General features: G+C 49.0%; 14 protein-coding genes. 9 read left to right on the top strand and 5 right to left on the bottom strand.

Going from position 1 to position 21,180, the window contains the following annotated elements; translation table 11 throughout:
* Positions 1 to 95 precede the first annotated feature (95 nt).
* The 4 genes from lepB (at position 96) to NG792_RS26775 (ending at position 5,898) form a co-directional block, all read left to right on the top strand.
* Complete coding sequence (lepB, locus tag NG792_RS26790; RefSeq protein ID WP_261197936.1) at positions 96 to 725, top strand: signal peptidase I; 630 nt, start codon at positions 96 to 98, stop codon at positions 723 to 725.
* Positions 726 to 971: 246 nt separating this feature from the next.
* Positions 972 to 1,130, top strand: a complete 159-nt coding sequence (locus NG792_RS26785; RefSeq protein WP_261197937.1) for a hypothetical protein — start codon at positions 972 to 974, stop codon at positions 1,128 to 1,130.
* Between the two features lie 19 nt (positions 1,131 to 1,149).
* Entirely contained in the window at positions 1,150 to 2,559 is a 1,410-nt protein-coding gene (locus tag NG792_RS26780; protein WP_261197938.1) for a sensor histidine kinase, read from the top strand.
* 618 nt (positions 2,560 to 3,177) lie between these two features.
* Complete coding sequence (locus NG792_RS26775) at positions 3,178 to 5,898, top strand: diguanylate cyclase (protein WP_261237466.1); 2,721 nt, start codon at positions 3,178 to 3,180, stop codon at positions 5,896 to 5,898.
* Between the two features lie 160 nt (positions 5,899 to 6,058).
* Here NG792_RS26775 and NG792_RS26770 read toward each other — a convergent pair whose 3' ends face one another.
* The 3 genes from NG792_RS26770 to NG792_RS26760 form a co-directional block, all read right to left on the bottom strand.
* A complete protein-coding gene (locus NG792_RS26770) occupies positions 6,059 to 6,436 on the bottom strand; it encodes a hypothetical protein (protein WP_261197940.1) in 378 nt (125 codons plus the stop codon).
* A 245-nt stretch (positions 6,437 to 6,681) separates the two neighbouring features.
* Positions 6,682 to 8,367, bottom strand: a complete 1,686-nt coding sequence (locus NG792_RS26765; protein ID WP_261237469.1) for an ABC1 kinase family protein — start codon at positions 8,365 to 8,367, stop codon at positions 6,682 to 6,684.
* A 297-nt stretch (positions 8,368 to 8,664) separates the two neighbouring features.
* Positions 8,665 to 9,789 carry a DegT/DnrJ/EryC1/StrS family aminotransferase gene (locus tag NG792_RS26760; RefSeq protein WP_261237465.1) on the bottom strand — a complete coding sequence of 375 codons (1,125 nt, stop codon included), beginning with the start codon at positions 9,787 to 9,789 and terminating at the stop codon, positions 8,665 to 8,667.
* Positions 9,790 to 10,043: 254 nt separating this feature from the next.
* On the opposite strand from NG792_RS26760, the gene NG792_RS26755 reads away from it, so the two are divergent.
* The 3 genes from NG792_RS26755 to NG792_RS26745 all read left to right on the top strand — a co-directional run bounded on the left by NG792_RS26755 (position 10,044) and on the right by NG792_RS26745 (position 13,206).
* The gene (locus NG792_RS26755; protein ID WP_261237464.1) at positions 10,044 to 10,823 is read left to right on the top strand and encodes an ABC transporter permease; all 780 of its coding nucleotides are present in this window, start codon (positions 10,044 to 10,046) and stop codon (positions 10,821 to 10,823) included.
* Between the two features lie 559 nt (positions 10,824 to 11,382).
* Positions 11,383 to 12,120 (top strand): ZIP family metal transporter, encoded by a 738-nt coding sequence (locus NG792_RS26750; protein WP_261237463.1) that lies wholly within the window; start codon positions 11,383 to 11,385, stop codon positions 12,118 to 12,120.
* 99 nt (positions 12,121 to 12,219) lie between these two features.
* A complete protein-coding gene (locus NG792_RS26745) occupies positions 12,220 to 13,206 on the top strand; it encodes a TIGR03885 family FMN-dependent LLM class oxidoreductase (RefSeq protein ID WP_261237460.1) in 987 nt (328 codons plus the stop codon).
* A 106-nt stretch (positions 13,207 to 13,312) separates the two neighbouring features.
* Here the strand turns inward: NG792_RS26745 and NG792_RS26740 are convergent, their stop codons facing one another.
* Both NG792_RS26740 and NG792_RS26735 read right to left on the bottom strand, forming a co-directional pair.
* Positions 13,313 to 16,276: a DUF7948 domain-containing protein gene (locus NG792_RS26740; RefSeq protein ID WP_261197945.1), complete on the bottom strand. Its 2,964-nt coding sequence runs from the start codon at positions 16,274 to 16,276 to the stop codon at positions 13,313 to 13,315.
* A 125-nt stretch (positions 16,277 to 16,401) separates the two neighbouring features.
* The gene (locus NG792_RS26735) at positions 16,402 to 18,288 is read right to left on the bottom strand and encodes a hypothetical protein (RefSeq protein WP_261237458.1); all 1,887 of its coding nucleotides are present in this window, start codon (positions 18,286 to 18,288) and stop codon (positions 16,402 to 16,404) included.
* Positions 18,289 to 18,799: 511 nt separating this feature from the next.
* On the opposite strand from NG792_RS26735, the gene NG792_RS26730 reads away from it, so the two are divergent.
* Together NG792_RS26730 and NG792_RS26725 are read left to right on the top strand one after the other, a co-directional pair.
* Positions 18,800 to 19,984, top strand: coding sequence for a succinate--CoA ligase subunit beta (locus tag NG792_RS26730; RefSeq protein ID WP_261197947.1), 1,185 nt, complete (start codon positions 18,800 to 18,802; stop codon positions 19,982 to 19,984).
* A gap of 10 nt (positions 19,985 to 19,994) precedes the next feature.
* Positions 19,995 to 20,912, top strand: coding sequence for a succinate--CoA ligase subunit alpha (locus tag NG792_RS26725; RefSeq protein ID WP_261197948.1), 918 nt, complete (start codon positions 19,995 to 19,997; stop codon positions 20,910 to 20,912).
* Positions 20,913 to 21,180: the final 268 nt, after the last annotated feature.

Here is a 21,180-nt window from a genome sequence, read left to right as displayed (position 1 = left end):
AGTCTGGTCTACTTCTCCAGGGAAATACAATTTCCCATCCTCTCCAATATTATTGTGTTAAAACCCAGCAGCACTATTAGGTCAAAAGTTCAAACATGACTCGTGCAAAAGAAACCGCGTCTGATACAAATTCTCGGCCAACTCCCCCTAACAATCCGGACCAAAATCCAGAAAATCCTTGGGTTGAAGCCCTTAAGACGATTGGCTTGAGTGCGATTTTAGCAATTGGGATTCGTCACTTTGTGGCCGAAGCACGCTACATCCCCTCCGGTTCGATGCTCCCGACCCTGGAAATTAACGATCGCCTGATTGTCGATAAGTTGAGCTATCGCTTCACGAGTCCAGAACGAGGCGATATCGTCGTCTTTTCTCCGACGGATACCCTCCAAGAACAAAATTTTAAAGATGCTTTTATCAAGCGGGTGATCGGTCTGCCTGGGGAAACGGTAGAGGTCAAAGGGGAACGAGTTTACATTAATAATATTCCCATCAAGGAACGCTATATTGAAGAAGGACCTAACTACCAATATGGCCCAGAAATTGTTCCTGATGATCAGTATTTAGTGCTCGGAGATAATCGCAATAATAGCTACGATAGTCATTACTGGGGTTTTGTCCCTCGGGATAAAATTATTGGTCGTGCGGTGATTCGATTCTGGCCCCCTAACCGCATGGGAGAATTGAATCCACAGCCTGTCTATCTCCAGGAGGCTCCAGAGCAGTAGGGGCCCGAAGTGGGGTGTTTCTAGGAACTCGGCTGTTCTTGTGAAGGCTCGGTTATTTTTCGGCTTTTACCCGTCCTGAAATCCCTGGGTGGAAAACCGGACAAATTGTCAAATTTGACATTTCTCTAGCTGAAGGTGGCGCTCATAAGAGGTGCAACCCTCACCCTAAATCCCTCTCCCAAAATGGGAGAGGGACTTTGATTTTTCTCCGGTTTTGGGAAAATGAGGTTGGGGAACAGGGCTATCATGAACAGAATACAAAATGGAAATGAGGACGATCGCAATCGGGCGATCGCAACCTTTTGGTTTATGATGAGTGCACCCATATCTAATGGCGATCGCCCCAAGGGTGGACAATCCATCTACAACCCCATTGTAATTTTACTGTTTAGGCGTCGGTGTTGACCGGCGATATCCCTTGATCGTGCCAAATCAACCCCCTTCTGAACTATCAAAGCCTGTATTTGTTGAAGGAAGTTATCGAGATCTGCGCGTCGAATCAACCCTCGGAGAATTACCCCTGTTTGATTTTCAGGTGGAGGTAACCCGACGCTGCGATGATATCGTGCGCACTTTTGAAAAATATCCCCTTCTGACGGGGGTGATTTTGCGAGATGCAGGAGAATTTGTTGGGATGATGTCTCGACAGCGACTGCTAGAATATTTGATTCGTCCGCGAGCAAGTGAGCTGTTTTTAAATGCTCCCTTGGAAATGCTTTACAGCTACGCCCGGACTCAAATTATGCTATTAAGTTCCGAGACAACAATTGTCCAAGCTGCGCGACAGGCATTACGGCGATCGCCTGAATTATTAGGCGAACCCCTCGTCGTCCAAACCAGTTCCGATAACTATCTATTGCTCAATATTCATGAGTTGAATCTCGCCTATTGGCAAATTCGCGGCATTGAAACTCAATTGCGCTTTGAACAAATTCAAGCGCAACTGGTACAAACCGACAAAATGGCAAGTTTGGGACGGTTGGTTGATGGGGTGGCTCATGAAATTCTCGATCCCGTGGGATTTATTTGGGGAAATTTAACCTACGTCGCCAGCTATTCCGAGGAGTTAATGGAGTTAGTGGCAGTTTATGAAAAATATTTACCCGAGTCTGTCCCAGAAATTGAAGATTTTCAAGAAGAGATTGAATATGAGTTTTTAAAAGAAGACTTGCCTCGGGCAATTTCTAGTTTAAAAAATGGAGCCGATCGCTTAAAACAGTTAGCCACCAGCTTACAAAACTTTTGTCATATTGATGAAGTTTATCCCAAACCCGCTGATATTCATGCCTGTATTGATAGTGTTTTATTGCTGCTCAAAAGCCGGATGAGTGGCGAAATTGAAATTATTAAAAACTACGGACATCTCCCCCCTATATCCTGTTACGCCTCTCAACTGAATCAGGTCTTTATTAATATCCTCAGCAAAACTATTGATGGATTAATTCACGAAGCTGTCCATCACAAATTTTCTTTGGAGTTCAGTGAAGCAGGCTTTCGAGCCAAACCTCAACCGGCTCCAACCCAGTCAAGAATTTTAATTTCCACGGAATTGATATCCCGACCGGCTTTAATGCCAAACCAGCCGGATTCCCGGTGGGTTTCGATTAAAATATCTGACAATGGTTTGGGGATTCCTCAAGCTAAAATTAATGAAATCTTAGCCTCTTTTGGAATGTCTAAACTGGCGGAAAAAGAAACTAGCTTTGCGGTGAGTTATTGGATTATCACCGCCAAACATGGGGGAGAACTTTATCTGCGATCGCGCACCCTGAATGGAGAAGATTTACCCCCGGACATTGGGACCGAATTTGAAATTCTCTTGCCCGGGGTTTAACCGAATCAAGTGTTCAAAAAGTTCCCTAAAAAGGGATGGCCAAACTGTGCTATTCCACTCCCGCTTGCAGAGTAAAGAGGTAGCAACCTCTGGATTCACCCATCGCCCCGATCCCCTCACTATTGTGCGGGGGGATAAATCTGGCCCGTCGGGAGCAGAACTACCAAAAACCCTAGTCCGGCTGCGCCAAAAATCCAGTTTCTTGTTCCTGGAATCTAAAAACTGGACCCCTGCTCTGGGTCCGGGATTCAGGGAGGATGAGAGTACCCACTCGGTAGTCCTGGAGACTCGCTGATACTGTGTGACGGGCAGTTCGAGGCTCCCCCTTCCCGATGAGGTGGAATGCCTGAAGCACAATTAAATTTTGGGACAGAACACCCCTTATAATTTATCTTAGATACGCCAGTATCTTAAAGGGTTGGTTATTTTGTTTTTATAGTTTTTTCACTAATTAATCGGGGGAGGACTGGCTTAAAAAGGCAGAAGCTACAAGGGAAAGTGACAGGAAATCCGGCCTGATGCTTTTCCCCGATCGCTGGACAGAAAAGGGCAAAATAAAAGCTGAGTATCCAACATTAATTTTGTAACGTAGAAAATTTCAGGGGAGGCACTGGCATCATGAATGGTAAACCCCAATTAGCTGAGCAGGAATCCTGGATAGAACCGAGTTCTGAGTCCAGTCTGGGGCTGGAACGGGATACTCAGCCGAGTCGATCGCCCCAGACGGCAGGGTCGGAGTCCTTTGCAGGGGAAGGGATAGACCGACTTTCGAGCGATCGCACCTTGGGGCAGTGGCTCAAACCCTTAGTCGAAACCATTTCAGAAAGCGTCATCCTCAAAGATCAGCAGGGATGTTGGCTCATGGCGAACGAAGCTGCATTAAGGCTATTCCAATTAATTGGGGTGGAGTATGCCGGTAAAACTAACCAGCAGTTGAGCCAAGACTATCCCCTGGCTCAAGACATCTTGAGGGCTGATGCGGAATCTGATCAAACTGCTTGGGAACTATCCAACACCATTTATCACCGGCTGGAATTTCTCACCCTTTCCGGGGAAGTGCGGTCCGTGGACATCAAAAAAACCCCCCTATTCCACAGCGATGGCAGGAGACAGGGGACCATTACGGTGGTTTGGGACTCAGACTTTACCAATCACCTCCGGGTGGAGGAGTCATCCCGAGGGAACCCGGGCAGAAATAAGGACCCAATGGAGACTATTCCCGATTTGATGCTCTATTTAAAAGCAGATGGCACCATTTTGGATTGCAAAAATGTGCCGGAACAGACGACAGCCATGCTGCCCAATTTTCAAATCGGGCTTTCTATCTATGAAATTTGGCCTCGATCTATCGCCACGGAGGCGATGAAGTATATACTTCAAGCCCTGGAAACTGGGGAAGTTCAAACTTGGGAGTATGAGTTGACCGTTCAGGGCAAATGCTACAACCGGGAAGCGCGGATTATGGCTTGTGCCGAGGACCGGGTTGTAGCCATTTTGCGGGATGTCACCGAGCGCAAACAGGCAGAAGCTGCCCTAGAGTATGTGGCGCAAGCGGTGGAAAGTGCCAGTGATGCGATCGCCATCAGCGATGCCAAGGGCAATCATATTTACCATAATTTGGCCTTTTCTACGCTGTTTGAATATGGCAGTGTTGAAGAGTTGAAGGCTGCCGGGGGTCCGTCCATTCTTTATACTGACCCGGAAATTGCCCGGGAAATCTTTGAGGCGATCGCCCCGGGTCAATCCTGGATCGGTTCGGTGGAACAGCGCACCCGCAGCGGTAAAATTGTGCAGGTGTTGCTCCGCGCCGATGCGATTAAAGACCCCACAGGTAAAATTATCGGACGGATTGGGATTAGCACAAATTTGACCGCACAAAAACAGGTTGAAGCCGCACTGCAACAATCCAAACAAAAACTCTCTCTGCACCTGGAACAAACGCCTTTAGCCGTGGTGGAATTCAACCTCAACGGAGAGATTATAGAATGGAATCCGGCGGCGGAAACGATTTTTGGGTATAGCAAAGCGGAAATCCTGGGGCGGGGGATGGCGTTGCTATTTCCGGCTTTGCAGGGACTGAATGCGGGTCAACGATGGCAGGAGCTGTTGCATCAAAAGGGAGGGGCTTGCTCAATTTTTGAAAATGTTCGGAAAAATGGGCAGCGGACTATTTGTGAGTGGTACACGACTCCCTTAATTGACCGGGACGGTGAGACGATCTCCGTGGCATCTCTGGCCCAGGATATCACGGAACGGGTACGGGCGGAGGAAGCCATGCGTCAGCAGTCAAACCGGGAACGACTGGTAAGCCGGACCCTGGCCCGCATTCGCCAATCGTTGAATTTAGAAGAGATTTTGAATACGGCAGTTTCGGAAGTGAGACAATTTCTGGATTGCGATCGCGTGGTGGTGTATCAGATTTGGCCGGACCAGTCGGGGAGTGTGGTCATGGAATCGGTGATTCCTCCTTGGCCCTCGATGCTGGGACAAAGTTTCGGAGAAGAAATTTTCCCCCCCAGTTGTTATGAGCGGTATTGTAACGGAAAGGTCAAGGCGATCGATGATCTCAAGGCGGCGAATTCTCCGGAGTGTTTGATTCAATTTTTACAATCTTTTGGGGTGAATGGGAAAATGATTGCCCCGTTGTTACATGAGAACCGCCTCTGGGGTTTGTTGGTGGCGCATCAATGTAATGGAATTCACCACTGGCAACCGTTTGAAATTAGAGGGTTTGAGCAGTTGTCCACGCAACTGGCGATCGCCATTCAACAATCGACCCTATTTAAACAGTTGGAAGCGGCCAATGAAGAATTACAGCGCATTGCTTCTTTGGATGGATTGACTCAGGTGGCCAACCGGCGCGCCTTTGATGAATGTCTTTATCGGGAATGGCGGCGCACAATTCGCGAACATTCGATGATGTCTGTGATTTTATGTGATATTGACTTTTTTAAATTATACAACGATACTTATGGCCATCAAGCCGGGGATACTTGTTTAAAACAAGTCGCCCAGGCGATCGCGGATGCCGTGAAGCGCCCCGCCGATTTAGTCGCGCGCTATGGTGGAGAGGAATTCGCCGTCATTCTTCCCTATACCAATGCTGAAGGGGCGATGCAAGTGGCGCAGACTATCCGAAATCAGGTCAAAGCCCTGCGGATTCCTCATGCTCAGTCCCCGGTGGGTTATGTGTCGATTAGTTTGGGCGTTTCGGTGACTCTACCCCGGCCTCAAGACCCTGTGGAGAAATTAATTCGGAGTGCAGACCGGGCACTATACAAGGCCAAATCCCTAGGGCGCGATCGGGCAGTCTTGGAAAAATATTCCCCCTCGCTCTAACTCAATTAATCAGAAACATTCAGTCCAAGGGCGAGAACACCCGTCTAATCTACCCCATTTCCACCCTGAAAAGAACCTCAAAAGAAAAGGAAAAAGCAGGTTGCTTTTTCCCGTTCACTCCGGTGCTCACCGGAAGATTAGCTGATGATTGAGCGGCACTTTATTCCCAAGAATCAAGGTCAAGGGCTTTGGAACCACCGCGTTGCAGTTGCATCAAAAGATTACCCAACTGAGACCAAACCAGCCAAGCGGTCAAAATGGTTAAGGGGAAGGAAAAAACGTAGGAAATAAACAGCGTAAATCCGAAAACCTGTAGCCCGGAGGCGAGAAAAACACAAATCGCCCCAGCCATTCCCAAAAAAGGCAGTTGTAATTCCATACCTCTAGCTTGAGAGAGACTGCGGGTTGAGCGATTCCGAGACCAGGCTTGTACCAATTGGGTGAGGGTGGCATAGAAGGCCGTTCCCGAGGCGATCGCCGCGATAAATGCAGCCGCTAACAGGAAATAAGGTGGCTCTGGATAGGGAAAGTTAGGCACGAATCTCTCCTACAAGACTGTCAACTCAGAAGGGTCAACTATCAACGGTAAAGGGGAAAGGCTCAACTGTAAAGAGGAAAGCGCCCTGGGGGAATCAAAAATTCCGATTCTGCTGAGTACGCCGGGACCCGGGAGGTTAGAAACGGGGTTTCTGGTGAAAATCTGTAGCAATTGACCGCAAATTTCGGCTAGAAACCCGGTTTAGGGTCAGGGGTGATGGCTGAAGAAGAAACTGCTACCTAAGACTACTTTTCCTCGAAAAAGGGGATTCCCGTGGGCATCGAAGGTAGCAACGCCGCCGCACCTTCCCGAGAGAAGTCGGCTAAAGCGCCCCAAGCAGCATCGAATATCCGATTGGGGTGGATATCTTCCTTGATCAAGTTCCACAGACGGCGGACTTCTTCTGTATGCAGTTTGTCGTCTTCGACTAACGCCAGTAAGATTTGACGGCGCAGAAATGCACCTTCTTCTGAGAGGAGATAGCGCAGACCTAACTCTGCCGTGGGGATAATATCAAAATTGGTGTCAGAACGGGCGATCGCAATCAAGTTTTCCAGGCGACTCCACTGGAACTTGCCATCCTTAAATAAGACATCAATCAACCGTCGTCGTAACTGGGGTGATTCTCCCGCCAGTAAGCGCCTTGCCACATAAGGATAGGCCACATCAACGATTTTGAAATTAGGATCCATCGTCAGGGCTAACCCTTCCTGAGTCACCAGGGAGCGAATAATCAGGGCAAACTTAGCCGGGACCCGGAAGGGATACTCGTACATCAACTCCGAAAAGCGATCGGTAATCGTCTTAAAGTTGAAATCCCGCACACTTTGGCCGAGGATATCCCCTAATACCGCTTCTAAGGCAGGGACGATCGGCCAGATATCCGTCTCGGGGGTTAAAAATCCCAGTTTGACAAATTGTTCGGCTAATTCTACATAGTCTTTATTGATCAGATGGACGATCGCCTCTACCAGGTTTTCCTTGGTGGCTTCGTCTAGCTGATCCATCATGCCAAAATCAATGTAGGCCATGCGACCATCAGCCATGCCAAATAAATTCCCAGGGTGTGGGTCCGCATGGAAAAAGCCAAACTCCAAAAGCTGCTGTAACCCGGTGGTGACCCCAACTTCGATTAAGGCATGGGTGTCGATTCCCGCTGCTTGCATGGTTTGAATGTCATTGAGCTTATACCCCTCAATCCACTCCAGAGTTAGGACGGTATTGCTGCTATATCGCCAGAAAATACTCGGAACCTTGACCGTGGGATTCCCGCTGAAGTTGGTCGCAAATTTTTCCGCATTGCGTCCTTCGTTGAGATAATCCACTTCTTCAAAGAGTTTGGTGCCGAATTCATCGACAATTAAACCCAGATCATGGCCTAAATTCAGCGGCAGCCAAGGTCCGACCGCTTTGGCTCCCCAGCGCATTAAAAACAGGTCCAGAGTCAGAACGGGTTTCAAATTCGGGCGCTGGACTTTGACCGCAACTTTTTCGCCACTGTGCAAATAGGCTTGATAGACTTGGCCTAAGCTGGCTGCGGCAACAGGTTGGGGGGTAATTTGAGCGAATAGTTCTTCAACGGTTTTGTCGAGTTCTCGCTCAATGATGCGGTAGGCGATCGCACTATCAAAGGAAGGTAGTTGATCTTGTAGCTTGATCAGTTCATCGAGGAAGTCCTTGCGGATCAAATCCGGACGGGTGGAAAGGGCTTGACCGACCTTGATGAATGTGGGTCCGAGATTGGTTAAGATGTTCTGAAGCTGGGTTGCTCTTTTTTGTCGTTGTTTTTCCCCTTGGTTTGTCCACTCATCCCACTTCAAGCCCAAAATAAAACTAGACAAATACCAAATAACGGTGATGGCTCTCCAGAGCACTTTCCAGGGACGGGAGCGATAGTAACTGGCGATCGCCTGCGGATCATACCGACGCATCTGGGCTATGGTTTTAGAACTCACGCCTTTCGTTGCCTCTAATACTTGGGTTGGATCTGAAGTGACCACTAGCCTTGCGGTCTGGCTTATTCAGATTATTTACTTATTTGTTAACATCTTAACCCATCTTTACAATTCTTTAACCCTTCTTCACCCATAGAATTCACTCTATTAACTTGAAGGGTATGGTTTATGGCTCCAGGGAAAGATGACGCCTGAAGGCGTCACTACGAACGAACAGAAAAAACTACTTCCCCTGTTTGTAGTAACGCCTTCAGGCGTTCTCCCCCCTAGGATTCACAGAAAAGACTTCAAACTATAAACCACCTCTTGCTGCTGTTCCTCAGACAACTCAGGGAACATGGGTAGAGAGAGCACCTCCCGAGATGCCTGTTCGGCGATCGCCAGGTCACCCAGGGCATACCCCAACCCTTGGTAAATCGGCTGTAAATGGAGCGCCAGTGGATAATAAACCGTTGCCGCAATCCCCGACTCATTTAACTGCTGCTGAAGCCGATCGCGCCGTTGAGTATTATTCTCTTGACTTTTTACCCGAATTGTGTATTGATTCCAAACCCCTTGACCCCCGGGCAGTTCTTGCGGGGGGACAATTCCTGCCAGAGGTGCGAGGAGGCGGTGATAATTTTGGGCGATCGCCCGTCTGCGATCGTTCCAAAAATCCAGATAGCGTAACTTAATCTGAAGAATCGCCGCCTGTAGCGCATCGAGACGGCTATTAATCCCGACCGATTCATGATAATAGCGCCCACTAGCCCCATGCTCTTTTAAGATCCGCATTTGAGCAGCGATCGCCGGGTCATTCGTCGTGACGGCCCCGCCATCGCCAAAGGCCCCTAAATTCTTCGTCGGAAAAAAGCTAAAACAGCCCATATAACCGATACTCCCCACCCTCTGTCCCGCCCAAATCGCCCCAGTGGATTGGGCGCAGTCTTCGATGACGGCGAGATTGTGTTGATTAGCGATCGCCATTAACCGGGTCATCTCCACCGGCTGTCCATAGAGATGCACCAGCAAAATCCCCCGGGTTTTTTCCGTAATCGCCGCCTCTAGCCGTTCCACATCCAAATTAAACGTCTCGGGCACAATATCCACAAAAACCGGCGTTGCACCCACCCGGGAAATCGTTTCACTCGTGGCAAAAAACGTAAAGGGGGTAGTAATCACCTCATCCCCAGGGCCAATATTCAGGGCCCTGAGTGCTAGATATAAGGCATCGGTGCCGGAATTGCAGGAGACGCACTCTTTTGTGCCGATATAGGCCGCGAACTGCTGCTCGAATTCTGCCACAACTGGACCGTTAATATAACGTCCCGAGGCCAACAGTGCTAAAACTGAGGCTTCTACTTCTTGGGCGATCGTGTGGTACTGCAAAGAGAGATCCAGGGGGGGGATATGATTCACGCCTCTACACCTTTTTAGATACAATCAGATTTTGCCCGGAAGGACCGACGCAGAAAATGCCAAACTTTACAGTCCAGTAATGGCCCCACCCCCATTCAACCCATCGATTGGCGATCGCGCCCAGGCAGCTATGCTACATCGAGATCCGGAGGCTGGATTCAAAAAACTTATAAGGCATTTTATAGTTAATGGGCCGTGGAGCACAAGTCATCTTTCCCTAAGCATCCGAAAAACCATCACCCATAAGAACCAGAATGGAACGCATTGAACTAGATTTTATCGATTTGGGATTGGCCCTGGGATTGATGGTGTTGGCGATCGCTCTCTCCGCATGGCAACGCCTGGGATTAGAGGGTCAACTCGCTTTAGCCAGTGCTAGGACAATGATCCAGTTGCTGATGGTGGGATTTTTCTTAGAAGTGGTGTTTACTTGGAAAAATCCCCTGGCGGTGTTGGCGGTCCTGATGGTAATGCTCACCATTGCTGCAATAGTGGCCCGGAACCGGATTAGTCAAAAGGTTCCTCGGCTGTTGCCTTGGGTTTGGGGTTCAATCGCAATCAGTAGTGCCATCACCTTGGTTTACGTTAACTTGTTGGTCCTGCGACAGCCGGAAGCTTGGACAAATCCCCAATATATTATTCCCTTAACCGGGATTGTGTTAGGAAATGCCATGAACAGTGGGGCGATCGCCGGGGAAAGATTTGTGAGTACCCTGAATGCTTCCCCGGTGGAAATTGAAACCCATTTGTGTTTAGGGGCGACTCCCGAACAGGCGATCGCCACCTACCGCAAAGATGCCATTCGCGCCGGACTCATTCCCACGATTAATACCATGATGGTGGTAGGACTCGTGACCCTCCCCGGGATTATTACGGGTCAATTACTCAGTGGGGTCAATCCCCTGAATGCCGCCGCCTATCAAATTTTAATTATGTTTATGCTGGCGTTTGCTTCTGTGGTGAGTGCCCTGTTGATTACCAAAGGGATTTCCCGAGAGTTTTTCAACTCAGCGGCACAACTTCAAAAATTTTAAAACGGGTCTGCAATTTGCCGGGAATAGGGCGGTTTCGGGGGATTTATTGCCCGCGCTATCGGGGATTAGGCGTAGATGGCAGCAGTTTTTTTGGCCTACCCTGACTCGGACTGCCACACCGGGCAGTAATTTGAACGGAGATAGCTCAGTTTTTACCGCGATCGCACCCCGGGAAGTTTAAGGGCGATCGCCCTGCAATTTTCCCCAATCCTCTTCACCCCTTCAGGTCCCAATCTCTTCCTCTAGGAGGAACAAATCATAGTTTTCTTTAAATAAAATTAGCTTAGTCAACTTTAAAGCTCCGAATAGTATTCCCCTGAAAAACCGGGCTGGGTTGCAGACTAAAAAAAGCTTAATACTTTTTGTCTTGACTCCAATTCAACCGGAATGGGTGGCTACCGAACCCCAAAAATTGACGCTTTTGGGTAATTTCTGAAATTGCCCCCCATTTTAATTTACCTAATTTCAATTTAACTTTTAAACTATCCCTAAAAGTCTACAAAAAATAGGATAAAAAGCCTCAAGTCTTATAAATTTATAACATTTTCTAACATCTATTATGAACCCTTACTTAAGCACCCTAGCTCTATCGGCAATGCCAGCGATCGGGAGCTATATAGGCGGACTCCTCGCCGAGTTTATTCCTCCCTCTAAAAGTAACTTAAGTTTAACTCTTCATGCCGCCGCCGGAATTATCCTATCGGTGGTGGGAGTTGAAATTATGCCGGAAATGTTGGCAGCCGATCCACCTTGGCTAATCTTCCTAGCTTTTGTTGGGGGTGGAGGCTTCTTTATCCTGATGAGAAGAGCGATTAAATTTTTCCAAAAACGCTCGAAAAACTCAGAAACGCAATCCTCATCAGCCTGGGTAATTTCCGTAGGCGTAGGAATTGATTTATTTAGCGATGGTTTAATGGTGGGAACCAGTTCAACCATTGCCTTTAGTCTAGCTGTGATGGTTGCCCTGGGTCATGTCCTGGCCAATATCCCCACGGGAATGGCGGCAATTTCTAGTTTTAAGCAGGGTAAAACATCAGCCCTCTTTCGCCAAATCTTATCCGCTTCCTTTATCTTTCCTCCGGTAATTGGTGCAACCCTGGGATATTGGGTGGTCGTGGGTCAACCGGAAGTGATTAAATTTATGCTACTGGCGTTCACTGCGGGGATTTTGACCACCCTTGTCGTAGAAAATATGGTACCGGAGGCCAGCGAATATGAAAAAGAAAACTATCAAGAAACGCTTTGTTTTGTTGGAGTATTTGCCTTTGTAGCACTCCTTTCCACCTATTTAGGCTGAAGTGTCCCGGTGAACTGAATAACTGTATTTATCAACAAGTTCATCGCTTTTCTAACCCTGTTGTTTATCTATTAAATTACCCTCCAGTGAGGAAATAAAATGATGACTGAATTTGCTTATCACGCTTCTCATGAACAATTTAAGCCCAGCGTCCTGCTCAAGTATATCCAGATGGCGGAACGGGCTGGATTTACCGCCGGGTCGTCTTCCGATCATTTCAAACCCTGGAGCGATCGCCAAGGAGAGAGTGGGTTTTCCTGGGCTTGGTTAGGGGCGGCCATGCAGGCAACCTCCCTACCCTGTAGCGTCGTTTGCGCCCCAGGTCCGCGCTATCACCCGACCATTGTCGCCCAAGCGGTAGCAACCCTCGCCGAAATGTTTCCAAACCGATTTTCCGTGGCATTAGGCAGCGGAGAGGCGATTAATGAGCGAATTACCGGCGATCGCTGGCCGAGTAAACCCGAACGGAACGCTCGCCTCAAAGAAAGCGTAGATATCATTCGCGCCTTGTTTGCCGGAGAAACCGTCAACCACTCGGGTTTATTCACCGTCCAACAGGCTAAACTTTATACTCGTCCCGACTATTCCCCTCCCATTTTCGGCGCGGCGATTACCGTAGAAACAGCGGAATGGGTAGGGTCCTGGGCTGATGGACTGTTGACCACCTCTCGTCATCCGGAAGAACTCCAAAAAGTAGTAGAAGCTTTTCATCGGGGTGGAGGAAAAGGGAAACCAATGCACCTCAAAGTGCAACTGTCTTACGCTCAAACTCGGGAACAGGCAAGGCAGGGGGCTTATGAACAGTGGCGCACTAATATCTTTAAAAGTTCAGTTCTAGCTGAACTGTCCACCCCAGAAGAGTTGGAGGCTGCGGCGCAGTTTGTTAAACCCGAGGACATGGATGGGCAGGTGAGGATTTCGGCGGATTTAGAACAGCATATCCAGTGGTTGCGGGATGATATGGAACTGGGATTTAATCGCCTGATTCTGCATAATGTCAACCTGCAACAGGAGGAGTTTATCAAAGCCTTTGGCGATCGCGTCTTACCGGCTTTATCGGGCGATCGGGTTCCTAGTTTTGTATAAAAATATACCGGCTATAGAACCATCCCGAAACCCGAGTAGAGACGCGATCGTTCGCGTCTCTATTTGAGATTTATTGGGCTACTGCCAAGAGAAGTTGGGTATCAATTTAACCCACTCCGGCCCGTCCTTCTCTAGCTCCAAACCGCAAAAAGTGGTCAAATCCACTGGGGAAATTACCCGCTGCTACGGCGGCATCAATATCGGGATAAGTTGCCCGATAAAACTGCTCATTAAACAGAGGACTCGGTTGCCGTCCCTCCTTTTCCCCGGCGAACGCAAAATGCTCGAATCCACTGGCCAAACTTCCGGCGGATATGGCTGCGGCGACATCGGGATAAATACTCCGGTAGAAACCTTCATTAAAGAAACGGTTAGGATTGCGTCCTTCCCGTTGTCCAAACTGAATGTAATGGCTAAATCCGAGATTGTTTAGATTTCCAGCAACAGCCGCAGCAATATCCGGGTAGGTATTCAGATAGTAACCTTCGTGGAATAACTGAGTCCGGCGATCGCGTCCCTCCAAGAGTCCAAAATTCCGAAAATGCTCAAATCCACTGCGAATTGCCCCCGCCGCAACCGCTGCAGCTACATCAGGATTCTGAGCTAAATAACGTCCTTCATTATAAAAAGGACTGGGTTGTCGTCCTTCAAATTGACCGAAGGAGAAAAAGTGCTCAAATCCATTAGGGAATACACCGGAGGTTACGGCCTCAGCTACAGCCGGATTAGTGGCCAGGTAAAAGCTTTCATCAAATAAGACATTTCCCAAGGGAGTACCCATCAGGATCGCTCCGCCATTGGAGGTTGAAAAGGCATCGATTAAATTGATAAAAGGCAATTCTACCCGGGGTCCGGATTGGGGTGTAATTTTAGCAACAAAGGCATTAAAATTCCCCCCAAACCGATTCAAACTATTAGGTAAATCCCCGGAATAAGTATTTCCAGCAACATAAACCGTCCCGGCATTATCAACTTCGATGCCAATGCTCGTATCCTCGGCAGTCCCACCCAGATAAGTGGAATATTCCACACTACCATTGACACTAAATTTTGTGACAAAGGCATCTCCCTGGCCGCTATAACCTTGAAAGGCATTAACCTTAAAGAAATTGTCAGAATTAGTTGTTCCGGTTACATAGAAATTGCCGCTATTATCAACCGCAATCCCGGTCCCATTATTATTACTACCACCGAATAATAGCGAATAAATCAGCCGACTACCATCGTTCGCCAGTTTAGTGACAAAGGCGCTTTGTGAGTCACCGAGATTCTCTTCAAAGGGATTGATGGGGGGAGAAAACGAGAAGGTGCGGGGACTCCCGTTTTCTGGGGGAAACTGGGCCGCAGATGGGTCAGAGAAGGTGCGATCGGCGATCGCAGGCGCAGCGGGTAGGGGGTCGATAACCGGCAGCAAAGGTGCGTTTACCGTTCCGGTGATATACACATTTTGGTTAGTATCCACGGCGATACTCTCACCGAGTTCACTCCCCGTCCCCCCGATATAGGTGGAGTAAACTAAATTGCCATCGCCACCCAGTTTGGTGATAAAGGCATCTTGCACCCCGCCAAAGGTACTTTGAAGGCCATTTTGGATGGGGAAGTTATTAGAATAAGTTGCGCCAGTTATATAAGCATTGCCGTTGCCATCGGTGGCAATTCCTAAACCGCCGTCATCATTATTACCCCCGAGATACGTGGAATAGACTAACTGACCCTCACTAGAGAGTTTCACCGCAAACGCATCTCCCAGGGTCAATGAAAAATTGTTCTGAGTGCCGCCATAAGCCGGTTGAATGGCATTGAGAATGGGAAAATCCGCTGAGGTGGTTTCCCCCGTCACATACACATTGCCATTATTATCAGCAGCGATACTACGGGCGGCATCGAAAACACTTCCCCCAAATAAGGTGGAATAAACTAAACTTCCGGTGTTAGAAAGTTTAGCGATAAAGGCTTGGTGGGACAGGGATGAATTCCCTTGAATGGCATTGAGAATGGGGAAATCATTAGAAAGAGTAACGCCAGTTACATAGGCATTTCCAGCATTATCGGTAGCAATTCCCTCACCCTGATTGAACCCATTTCCGCCTAGAAAGGTGGTATAGAGTAACGTGCCATTATTAGACAGTTTGGAAATAAAAGCTTTTCCAGGAACTGCCGGATTGCCTGTGGTGGGAAAGTCGGGTGAACTCACATCTCCAATGAGATAGATATTTCCGGCCTCATCTACAGAAATATCCCGGGCTGAGTCAAATTGGCTACCCCCGAGATAGGTTGTATATTCTAAAGTGGGGTCGATCGCCAGGGGATGTGAGCGATCATACTCGCCAATGGTAAAGCCAACTTGTGCATTGTTATAGAGTTGATAAGCACCGCTGACGGTGACTCGTTCTCCGTTGATATCCTGGTACAAATAGGGGGCAGATTCAACTAATTCACCGAAGGGAGTCTCAATGACTAAGGCTCCATCTTCTCGGATATTCAGGCGATCGCCTCCCGTATAGTTCATCCGAATTTGTCCCGGATCTACACCGGGATTGACGATAAACTCACTCTTGAGTTCTCCCTCATCCCCCCGATAAATTAAGTCAATTCCATCATAGAGATTTTGATAGGCAATACCCTGATAGGTGGGAATATTTTCATGCCATTGGGACGGGTCATCTCCGGTGATAAAGTTAGCCACTCCCGGCAATGGTGCAATTGCCTCAATGGTAGGGTCTGGGTTAGCATCAGCAAATGAAACCTTGACTTGATGAGAGATGGTTTCATCATCGATGACTTGGGATTTGCTTAAGACAATCTCATCCGGGGTAAAGAAAATATCATGTTGCGCGCCTTGGACCAGAAACTCTACCTCCGGGTCAAGTTGTCCAACATTGGCAATAAAACTTAAGGGAAGATTGCCCAAACTAGCAGGAATCGCATCGGCTGGGAGGCTAAGAGAAACCGGCTTTTCACCTAGGCCCTGGGGATTTTGAAGGGAAGCAAGCTGATGATCAAAGGGGACAAGGGTACTGTGAATAGTAGGAGTCAGATCCCAATCTGACTCGGGTACAAGATTATCCATGTGCTTTGAGTAAAACTGAATTCAATGGAAAAGGAGGTGGATTCCTCCATTTTTCTATTAAATTCAAAGAAAAACTCAATTAAATCTATCTTGCGGTAGATTTAATTGAGTTTAATTTATCCTTGTTAATTGGGCGTATGACGTCCGATAAAGGCGCCATAGGGGTCGTAAAGTTCCAGGGGAAGCTGGGCGTTATCGGCGATCGATTCTAAGGCAGTTCGGAGGGTATTGACGTGCAGATCCAAGCCTTGACGGACTTTCGGGTCCCGGTTGCTTGTGGCCACTGTAGCGGTTTGTTGAATTTTCCGAATGTAGTCAGCACTTAACCACACACTGATGACATTATCGGTCAAGGTATATTCACAAACTTTGGGATTGCCTTGACAGGTATTGTTCAGATCCGCGCGAGTTTTGGCGATCAGATTGGCCTTTTTGAATTCCTCTTGGGCCACTTCTCGTTGCGCCTTGAACTCCTGAAGAGAGGCAGCAGCTTTGGGGTAGTAATAGGTGCCGGTGGGGACTTGTTCCGCTGAAGCAACGGCTTGATTCCACTGGTCTACCGCTTGGGACCATTGATTATTGCGGGTAGCATTTTCAGCGCGATCGGCAGCGAGAATGGCGGATTCATAAGCCTCCGTGGCGATTTTTTCCTTGGTTTTGCGATCGCGGGAAAGTTCAAGCTGCGATCGATAGCTAGGCAGGAGTTGACTCGCTTCCTGATGGGCCATTGTGCCTCGTGGCAGGGCCTCTAACTGTTTAATCACCTGTTCCCAACTGGCATAGATGGTTTCCCAGCTTTCCACGGACTGAGCGACACCGCTGCGAGCTTGGGCGACTTTAGCCACGGATAGAATCGCCTGCATTTGTTCGCGCCCGGTTTTTTCAGCCTCAATCTGCCCTTGAATTTGAGTTAAATTGGCGCGATAAGTGGGTAATTTTTCGACCGCGAGAGGATAGACAGGACTATCGGGGGGAACGGATTCGAGAAAGGCGATCGCCTGTTGCCAGTTTGAGGCAACCCCCTCCCACACCTGCACCGGATGGGGGGGATTCTTCCCTTGGGCAACGGCACTCAAGGCGGTATCCAAGGCTTTGACCATTTCATCTAAACCAGCGGTCAGGTTGCGATTTCGCCGGAGTAGGCGTTGAGCGGTTCCGTAATCTTGGGACCAGAGGGGAATTCCGGTTAACAGTTGACTGGCGGAGGTAAGTTGGGCTTTGGCGGCTTGAATTTGTTCTTGATATTCAGCCGCTTGCAGCAGTTTTGCAGAATCCTGGGTCAACTCGTTAGCGGTGACGATTTGCTGGCAGGTGCCGATCGAGCAAGGACGAGACAGAGCGTAGAAGGTGGCTGACCCCAGGACTAGGGCGATGGAAGCACAAGCACTAAAGGGCAGTAACCAGGAACTGGGCTGGTTTGGTGACTTCCGTTGCCGTTGCTGTGGTCGTTGTCGTTGGGGTGAACGTGGGGCTGGCCGTTGCCGTTGGCGTTGGGGTTCCGGTTCCAGTTCCAGTTGCTCCTCAAAGGCTTCCTCTGGTGGGGGCGTATCAAAGGGATTGAGGGGAAAGGCAGCGGCGGCCAGATCCAGTGCCTGCCTTGCCTCTTCACTAATTGCAGGTGCGGTTTCCCGACGATTGGGGGCGCTGTGGGGAGGGCGATCGAGCAGGAGTACGGGTTGGCCTCCTTCCGGATCCATGACGGCCCCGAGGGGTTGGGGCGTTTTAAAAGCATGGTAAGCGTAGGGATTTTTGTGACCCTTGACTCGCAGATAAAGTCGTAACTGGCCCGGGACATACCCGACCAAAGCCAAAATCGCTTGTTGAATCGCTTTAAAGGTCGGTGGCAGGTCTAGTTTGACCTCTGGAGTATGTTCGGCGAGGACGATTAAATTTCCTTGCTTGTAAGCGCAACGAATTCCCAAGGGCAAATTTTCCGGCAATTCGGCGTGCAAGCGTTCTTCGATGAGGTCGGCGATCATTTTTAAATCGCCTGGGCGGACTGCGGTTGTCATAAGTTTTTACCCCCGGTACACATCCTGTTAGTGCAGGTTTGGTGCTTACCGGCACGGGTTACGAACTGGCAAGCCTTCAAGTTAATTATTAGATAGCATACAACATCCTCAAAACGGTCATAAGTTAGCTTTTTTTGACGCAACGGGGGTGGGCGGGGCGATGGGCCGACCGGGCAAGGTTTTGGGGCAGTCGGGGACGGGGGCGATCGCCCCTGTGGGTTAACCGAATGTGGTATTCTATCAAGTTTGGTGGGTTTGAGAATTAACAAATCCCGATTAGAGATGGCAAATCCCCTAGGGAACACCCGCGATCGCTGAGTCAGGGTCAGCCGGAGGCACTGTGACCCCTCAATCCCTCATGGATTGGCACTTTAATCAAAAGTAGGCCACACTACAAACAGAGTAAACCCCAGACATCGAGAGGCCCCGAATAGCGATAATTTAAGCAGGCTTTTCTGCCCTTGATGGTTCAGCCTTTAGATCGTTCACACCCACCGTTTTTCATACATTCATGGATTTATTAGAGTATCAAGCAAAAGAATTATTCAGGGAAATGGGCATCCCAGTTTTGCCCTCGCAACGGATCGACCATCCCAGAGACTTAAAGGGACTAAAGATTCCCTATCCCGTTGTCCTCAAGTCCCAAGTCCGTGCAGGAGGACGAGGGAGAGCAGGTGGCATCAAGTTTGTGGCTAATACGATTGATGCGGTGGCAGCGGCCCAAAATATTTTTCACCTTCCTATCAATACGGAATATCCCGAGGTGCTCTTAGCTGAGGCTAAATATGACACCGATCGCGAGTTTTATCTAGCTGTGGTTCTCGATCGCACCGCCCGTCGTCCCCTGTTGTTGGGGTCGAGCCAAGGGGGGACCAGTACAGAATTAGCGATGGAACAAATGCAGCAGGTGGTGGTGGATGAGGGCTTTTCTCCCTTTTATGCCCGTCGCTTAACCCTGAAGATGGGTTGCACGGGTCCCCTGATTGAGGCGGTGAGCGATATTGTCGAAAAGATGTATCTGCTATTTGTGGAGAAGGATTTGGACCTGGTGGAAATCAATCCCCTGGGGATTAGTCCGGGGGGGGAAGTAATGGCCCTGGATGGCAAGGTGACGGTGAATGATGAGGCCCTCGGACGCCATGCGAGTTTATTACAGTTGCAGCCGAAGACTCACCCTGATGAGGGATTGCTTGCGGGGTCCGATTCTCCGGTGATGGCGGTGCCATCGGAATTGAATTTTGTGGAACTAGATGGGAATATTGGCTTGCTTTGTAATGGTGCGGGCCTGACGATGGCGACTCTGGATTTGGTGTATGCCGCAGGAGGCAAGCCTGCTAATTTTGTGAATATTGGTGGAGAATGTCGTTGGGATTTGACCCCGGAACTCCTGTGCGATCGCATCAAGCTCGGGTTGGCCCTGGTGAGTCAGAAGAAAAATGTCCAGGTGGTGTTGGTGAATTTGCTCGGGGGTCTATGTTCCTGCACTCAGGCGGTGGAGGCGATCGCCCATTACCAAAAACAGAGTCAACGGGAAACCGCCACGGGAAATCCTCAAACCCAGGTTACGGTGATTGTGCGCTTATATGGGAGCGAAATTGACCAAGCGCGAGAAATTTTGCAGGCGGTAGAGGTCACGGTGGTGGAAAACTTAGATGAGGCGATCGCCTTGTCTGTGTCGTTGGCAACGAATGCCTAAAGGAGGGTTGATGAATTTTACGCCGGATACCAAAATTTTAATTCAAGGCATTACCGAGGTGATCGGTTCCACTCATGCGGCTTTAATGAAAGCCTATGGAACCAATGTGATCGCCGGAATTAGTCCCGGTTGTGGGGGCCAAACGGTTCAGGAAATTCCAGTTTTTGATATGGTCGAACAGGCCCTCCGCAAGGTCGGTCCGGTGGATGTGACGGTGATTTTTGTCAAGCCTTATGCGGTCCTGGATGCGGCTTTGGAGGCGATCGCCGCTGGCATCCGTCAGATTATTATCATCACCGAGGGGATGCCGCCTCTGGATATGGTGAAACTGGTGAGAAAGGCGGAGGCGACGGATACTTTAGTCCTCGGTCCCAATACCCCGGGAATTATCGTTCCTGGAAAGGTTCTGCTGGGTATTCATAAAAGCGATTTTTATACTCCCGGTTCCGTGGGGTTAATCAGTCGTAGTGGTACTCTCACCTATGAAATTGCCCTGCAACTCACTCAGGCTAAGTTAGGACAGTCGATCGCTATCGGGATTGGTAGTGATGCGATTTTGGGTTCCTCCTTTGCCCAATGGCTGCAAATTTTGGATGAAGATGACCAGACTGAGGCGATCGTCTTAGTCGGCGAAATTGGCGGCAGTAGTGAAGAGGAAGCTGCACACTATATTGCTGCTGCCATTGATAAACCCGTGGTGGCTTATGTCGCCGGTCATCATGCACCGAAAGGCAAGCGCCTCGGTCATGCCGGGGATATTATGGCGGCACAACTTTCTACAGGTAAAACCTTTAACATTATCGGCGCTGATCCCGATACGGCTCAAAGCAAAATTCAGGCTTTTAAGTCCGCAAAAATTCCGGTGGCTTCTAGTCCTGCCGAAATACCAGGTCTGGTTAAAAAAGTCCTGAAACAAAAGAAAAAGTAAGGGTAATTTATAGATAAAATTCCTCACTCTCAAGGGTTAGATTTGCATCAACCTAACCCTTTAAGCACGGGCTACTGTTCGCCGTGAGTTCAATCTATGGTCTATAGAACCGGGTGGGATTTTTTACCGACCTATCACAACCGGATTCCCTCTAATTTTGGTCGCCCTCACCCTAAATCCCTCTTCCTTCCAGCTATGCGTTACTCGCATCTTTCTTAACAATTGATGAGCGTTCGCTCACCCCTTATGCGTCCCTCGTTACCTCTTG

This window comes from Laspinema olomoucense D3b, from assembly GCF_025370785.1.
Classification (GTDB): Bacteria; Cyanobacteriota; Cyanobacteriia; order Cyanobacteriales; family Laspinemataceae; genus Laspinema; species Laspinema olomoucense.
Note: the sequence above shows the minus strand (reverse complement) of the source record. Positions and strands in the feature narration are given on the sequence as shown.

Excerpts from the sequence above, each read along its gene's own strand:
- lepB (WP_261197936.1), top strand. The coding sequence starts at position 96 with ATGACTCGTGCAAAAGAAACCGCGTCTGATACAAATTCTCGGCCAACT.
- NG792_RS26785 (WP_261197937.1), top strand. The coding sequence starts at position 972 with ATGAACAGAATACAAAATGGAAATGAGGACGATCGCAATCGGGCGATC.
- NG792_RS26775 (WP_261237466.1), top strand. The coding sequence starts at position 3,178 with ATGAATGGTAAACCCCAATTAGCTGAGCAGGAATCCTGGATAGAACCG.
- NG792_RS26765 (WP_261237469.1), bottom strand. The coding sequence starts at position 8,367 with ATGCGTCGGTATGATCCGCAGGCGATCGCCAGTTACTATCGCTCCCGT.
- NG792_RS26755 (WP_261237464.1), top strand. The coding sequence starts at position 10,044 with ATGGAACGCATTGAACTAGATTTTATCGATTTGGGATTGGCCCTGGGA.
- NG792_RS26750 (WP_261237463.1), top strand. The coding sequence starts at position 11,383 with ATGAACCCTTACTTAAGCACCCTAGCTCTATCGGCAATGCCAGCGATC.
- NG792_RS26745 (WP_261237460.1), top strand. The coding sequence starts at position 12,220 with ATGATGACTGAATTTGCTTATCACGCTTCTCATGAACAATTTAAGCCC.
- NG792_RS26740 (WP_261197945.1), bottom strand. The coding sequence starts at position 16,276 with ATGGATAATCTTGTACCCGAGTCAGATTGGGATCTGACTCCTACTATT.
- NG792_RS26735 (WP_261237458.1), bottom strand. The coding sequence starts at position 18,288 with ATGACAACCGCAGTCCGCCCAGGCGATTTAAAAATGATCGCCGACCTC.
- NG792_RS26730 (WP_261197947.1), top strand. The coding sequence starts at position 18,800 with ATGGATTTATTAGAGTATCAAGCAAAAGAATTATTCAGGGAAATGGGC.
- NG792_RS26725 (WP_261197948.1), top strand. The coding sequence starts at position 19,995 with ATGAATTTTACGCCGGATACCAAAATTTTAATTCAAGGCATTACCGAG.